The 4,696-nt window shown below is 44.4% G+C and carries 6 protein-coding genes and 1 pseudogene; 4 read left to right on the top strand and 3 right to left on the bottom strand.

Going from position 1 to position 4,696, the window contains the following annotated elements; translation table 11 throughout:
- On the bottom strand, positions 1 to 761 hold a 761-nt coding region (gene ilvC, locus IQ229_RS13630), incomplete at its 3' end, for a ketol-acid reductoisomerase (protein ID WP_194044511.1).
- A 191-nt stretch (positions 762 to 952) separates the two neighbouring features.
- Between ilvC and IQ229_RS13625 the strand changes: the two genes are divergently transcribed.
- Complete coding sequence (locus IQ229_RS13625; protein WP_228013452.1) at positions 953 to 1,240, top strand: hypothetical protein; 288 nt, start codon at positions 953 to 955, stop codon at positions 1,238 to 1,240.
- Here IQ229_RS13625 and IQ229_RS13620 read toward each other — a convergent pair.
- Positions 1,230 to 1,727, bottom strand: a complete 498-nt coding sequence (locus IQ229_RS13620) for a TerB family tellurite resistance protein (protein ID WP_194044507.1) — start codon at positions 1,725 to 1,727, stop codon at positions 1,230 to 1,232. The genes IQ229_RS13625 and IQ229_RS13620 overlap by 11 nt on opposite strands.
- Before the next feature lie 150 nt (positions 1,728 to 1,877).
- Here IQ229_RS13620 and hppD point away from each other — a divergent pair, with 150 nt between their 5' ends.
- Entirely contained in the window at positions 1,878 to 3,008 is a 1,131-nt protein-coding gene (hppD, locus tag IQ229_RS13615; RefSeq protein ID WP_194044505.1) for a 4-hydroxyphenylpyruvate dioxygenase, read from the top strand.
- A 284-nt stretch (positions 3,009 to 3,292) separates the two neighbouring features.
- Here hppD and IQ229_RS13610 read toward each other — a convergent pair whose 3' ends face one another.
- Positions 3,293 to 3,919: an O-methyltransferase gene (locus IQ229_RS13610; RefSeq protein WP_194044503.1), complete on the bottom strand. Its 627-nt coding sequence runs from the start codon at positions 3,917 to 3,919 to the stop codon at positions 3,293 to 3,295.
- An 86-nt stretch (positions 3,920 to 4,005) separates the two neighbouring features.
- On the opposite strand from IQ229_RS13610, the gene IQ229_RS13605 reads away from it, so the two are divergent.
- Both IQ229_RS13605 and IQ229_RS13600 read left to right on the top strand, forming a co-directional pair.
- Positions 4,006 to 4,212, top strand: coding sequence for a hypothetical protein (locus tag IQ229_RS13605; RefSeq protein ID WP_228013451.1), 207 nt, complete (start codon positions 4,006 to 4,008; stop codon positions 4,210 to 4,212).
- 108 nt (positions 4,213 to 4,320) lie between these two features.
- Positions 4,321 to 4,696: pseudogene (locus tag IQ229_RS13600) on the top strand (DUF4349 domain-containing protein); the annotation flags it as partial.

The following is a 4,696-nucleotide window of genomic DNA, read 5'->3' as shown; positions in this document are numbered from 1 at the left end:
GTGTTAGAAATGCTGTCGCGCATTTTAGCTAAACCGCCTTCCACAACCAAATCAACAATCAGCTTGACTTCATGCAGACATTCAAAATAAGCCAATTCTGGTTGATAACCAGCTTCTACCAAAGTTTCAAATCCGGCTTTGATTAAAGCACTCAAACCACCGCACAATACCGCTTGTTCGCCAAATAAATCTGTTTCGGTTTCTTCGCGGAAAGTAGTTTCGAGAACACCGGCGCGAGTACCACCAATACCTTTAGCATAAGACATGGCGCGATCGCGTGCTTGACCACTAGCATCTTGATAAACTGCAAACAGCGCTGGTACACCTTCCCCACCTTCATAAGTCCGCCGTACCAAATGCCCCGGCCCTTTTGGTGCTACCATCACCACATCGACGTTAGCCGGTGGTACAACTTGCCCAAAGTGAATATTAAACCCGTGGGCAAAAGCTAAGACATTTCCTTCTTCTAGATTGGGTTCAATCTCATTTTTGTAAATCGTTTTTTGAACTTCATCAGGTAATAAAATCATGATGAAATCAGCAGCATTGGCCGCATCTGCAACGTTTTTCACAGTTAAGCCAGCTGCTTCAGCTTTTGCGACTGACTTACTACCCGGATATAGTCCCACAATCACATTCAAACCACTATCTTTGAGATTGAGAGCGTGGGCATGACCTTGGGAACCATAGCCGATAATAGCAATAGTTTTTCCAGCCAAAAGGTCTAAATTGGCATCTTCGTCATAATACATCCGGGCCATAGAAGCATCTCCTGTCAGCAAGCATCGTCATTTATTGGCAGGCTTACGATTGTACCCCAAATTGAGTAACCACAGATGAACTGTTACCCGGATTTCTCACAATATTGCTCAAAATCCTTATAGAACCCATTTGGTATCTTTTAGGCGACCAAGTAGAATCAACAGAAATAGGTGGATTCAAGCAGTGAGGGTTGAAAATAGGGTATTCAAGCGACGTGACAGACATAGAGTGGGAAATTATTGAGCCAATATATGAGCTTTGGGCCAACCCCGAACACCTAGACGATTACCTTATTGGGATAGCAGGCACAAACAAGGTTAGAAGGTGGAATAGGAATGATGTATGCAAAGGTAAAACCCTTGAAAGCAAAGTCGCTATTGGTACTTTAGACGAGCTAAGTTTTGGCATTCAGTCAGAACAGACAGCAATTGCCAAAGAAACAAGAAAGTTTGCCAAAGAGCTTGGCATTACTCCATAAGCAAAGGATGCCCATCTGGATAGAGTAACTTAACCCTCTTGGTTAACTGAGCCTTCTCCTCTTCATAAAGATCCTCTAATTGCTTAACTACATCTTCAGAAATTTCTAACTTGGCTGCGATTTTGCGTACAGATGCTTTTTCAGCTTCGTTGTATTCACTATCAGCAGCACAAGCTTGAATTGCAGTGTAAATTAAGGCTCTTCTTCCTTGGTTACTGAAAGGATGGCTTGATATTACCTGCTCTATATCCTGATCTGCCTCGTAGTTTTTTAACTCTTCGATTAACTGCTCTGAACCTCCCTTTGCTGCCGTTAAGCCAACCACCCAGTCTCTTTCAGCTTGTGACAGTACTCTATCTCCTTTAGCTGCTATAAGCAGTGCCTTTGCAAAAGGTTCTATGACATCATCAGATGGCTGATGCTTGAAATTTACCAAGTGCCTGTAAACCCAATCACCTATGATTTTACGGGTAGCCTCAGATGTCATTGATTTTCTCCTTTATACTTTGATTTTTTGAAACCAATGTTACCATTAAGACAAGTTTTGCATACGTGGCAAAAGTATAATAATGTGAATTGTGATACGTTTACAAAATGTAACTTAAAGTAACAAATCTAAAAAACTGCTTTATGCTTTATGAATGTATCTGCACACCATTCATCTCATCTCGGTTTCGACTACATCGAGCTTTGGGTTGGCAATGCGAAACAAGCCGCAAGCTTCTACAAAACTCGGCTTGGCTTCTCGCTCTTCGCTTACCGAGGTCTTGAAACGGGGAGTCGTACATGGACTTCGTACGCGCTTCGGCAAGGGGAGGTGACGCTGGTTGTTTCGTCGGCACTGCCACCAGGCAACGAGACGTTCAACGCGCATCTCGCTCGGCACGGCGACGCTGTCAGGGATATTGCCTTGGCTGTCACCGAATGCGAATCGGTTTATGAGCGGGCAATGGCAGCAGGGGCAGTATCGGTTCATCCGCCGCAAAAGCACGTAGACGCGCATGGGCACATCGTCCTCGCTACTATTAAGACGGTGGGCGATACCATCCACACATTCGTCGAGAGAAGTGGTGATGGTACAACATTCCTGCCGGACTTCGTCACGACCGATGATCCTGATTCGCTTACTGACAGACTGCCGAGTGTCGGCGGACGTTTGCTGGATCACATTGGACTGAACATTCCCGAAGGAGACTTGGAACCACTTGTCGAGTGGTATGAGCGCGTGCTTGGTTTCCATCGATTCTTCTCCATCGACGACTCCATTGTTCATACGGAATTTTCGGGGCTTAGATCGATCGTGATGGCCGATCCGAGTGAGCGAACAAAGATTCCGCTCATTGAGCCTGCTTCCGGTTTTCGGAAGGGTCAGGTCGAAGAGTTCCTCGAATACCACAAAGGAGCGGGAGCGCAGCACTTCGCTATACTCACAGACGACATTCTAGCTTCGTCGCAGGCTCTGCGTGAGCGCGGTGTTGAAACTCTCAAAGTGCCGTCGGGTTACTACACGCGCTTGCGCGAGCTTCTCCAGGTGGGTGATATCAAACTTCAGGAGGATGTCGAAGTACTCGCAGAGTACGACATCATGGTTGACTTTGACGAAAATGGCTATCTACTTCAGAAGTTCACCAAGCCCATGAGCGATCGTCCGACGGCGTTTTTCGAGTTCCTCCAACGACGGACGTTCAACGGGTTTGGAGCAAACAACTTCCGTGCAATCTTCGAGGCAATTGAGCAGGAACAGGAGCGGCGTGGCAATCTGCAATGATGAAATACAAGCCGTTCTGAATGTATCAGTCGTCCCTCCAATCTTATTGACTATGGGGTACCTCACATCTGGCAAAAAAATTATGTATTTTTGTGACTCAGTATTAAATGATAACCCTTGATTTAGCGGGAAAAACAAAGAAAAATCAGGTAGTAACTTTGCACATCTTTTTACGTTCTCTGGGTTCGTACGTAGAGGTGTAATATATGAGATACCAGCAATATCTTAACTTGAACTACCAGACGAAAAGAATCTTCCGCGAGTCTCACGCTGGGGAGCAGGCATTAATAAATTTCTTTTCGCGTTAGCTCAAGACCTTGACCAATATCGATTTCAATTGAATCTAAGTCTGGTTTAGCGCGGACATATTCTTGGTAAGCCTTCATTATTGGGCGAAAATCAGGAGGAAAAGTGATGTTATCTGCAACGACAATCGCCCCTGGAGCAAGCTTTTTATAAAAGCAGTCAAAGCAGGGAATATAAAGCTCTTTCCAGAGATCAAGCAAGATAAAATCCCATGATCCTGGTAAATTCTCCAGTAACTCTACGGCATCACCAAGTTGGAAGTCTACAAAATCCTCTAAACCAGCCCTACGGATATTTTCTACCGCTTGTGCCTGCTTGGTGGCAACATATTCGAGAGTAGTGACGCGACCACCATTTACCCGCGCTGCTTCCGCTAACCAGATTGTTGAATAGCCAACGCTAGTACCAATTTCGAGAATGCGTTTGCCACCTTGCGTTTTAAGAAGCATATTCAAGAACTCTCCTGTTTGCAAACCAACTGCCAGCATCATTTCATCTAGATACTTTTCTCGTTCTTGGGGACTGAGTACTTTCAGTTGGTTCTGTTCTGCTTCTAGGCGAGCATCAAATTCAGATAACACATTAACTATCCGTAATTCCTTCATACATAAGTACTCAAAGGGCTGTGATTTAACTCTATGTTATATGCTTGCATCTCCTGAGTACAATAGAAGCCATCTGATCTGCCGAGATGCTTGGGGCGCGGACAAATTGTAAACTCATCGCTTTGGTTGAGGAATTACGCCAGGATATTCCTAATGTCAAAAATTGCTCTGACCCGAAGGCTGAAATGATGAAATCCCCTACCGATCCGCACGTAATTATAGATGTATTAGAAGAGACTTTAGCATCCGAGTTAGCAAGTTTCTCTCAGCAAAAAACATCAATTGAAGAATAATTGGATTTTGGACAAAATTTTATGCCTGTTACATAAATCGCAACAATATAGGCTTTGAGTTTTACTTCAGTAATACTGGGGTTAACTTCATCCATCTAGGGGTAGATTATGTACGCTTCGACTAAATTACCGCGCACATCTGCTTTATTTATAAGTGCGTTATTGGGAGGGGTGATTTTCACTAGTTGCGCCTCTTCTGAACAGACAGCAAATAAGTCTGCACCTCAATCTGTACCTCAAATTGCAGCCAATGGCGGGGTAAATCAATTATCTTCTCGTGAAAACAGTATTTCCCAAAAGGCGGAAGCTGCACCAATAGCGCGTTCTCGTCCCCAACTCATCAAAAAGGCAACAATCTCTTTGACTGTCAACTCTGTAGATCGAACTATTGATGCCGTTTCGCAAATTATCAATCAACAGCAAGGGGATTTAATCGGGTTGAAACAACAACAACCCAAAAACGACAACCCGCGTTACACAGCAA

Origin of the sequence: Nostoc cf. edaphicum LEGE 07299 (assembly GCF_015207245.1) — a bacterium.
GTDB classification, from domain to species: domain Bacteria; phylum Cyanobacteriota; class Cyanobacteriia; order Cyanobacteriales; family Nostocaceae; genus Nostoc; species Nostoc edaphicum_B.
The sequence above is the reverse complement of the archived record's forward strand: the minus strand, read 5'-3'. Positions and strand labels throughout refer to the sequence as shown.

Bases quoted from the DNA above. Each gene is read 5' to 3' on its own strand.
- hppD (WP_194044505.1), top strand. From the start codon at position 1,878: ATGAATGTATCTGCACACCATTCATCTCATCTCGGTTTCGACTACATC.
- IQ229_RS13605 (WP_228013451.1), top strand. From the start codon at position 4,006: ATGCTTGGGGCGCGGACAAATTGTAAACTCATCGCTTTGGTTGAGGAA.
- IQ229_RS13610 (WP_194044503.1), bottom strand. From the start codon at position 3,919: ATGAAGGAATTACGGATAGTTAATGTGTTATCTGAATTTGATGCTCGC.
- IQ229_RS13620 (WP_194044507.1), bottom strand. From the start codon at position 1,727: ATGACATCTGAGGCTACCCGTAAAATCATAGGTGATTGGGTTTACAGG.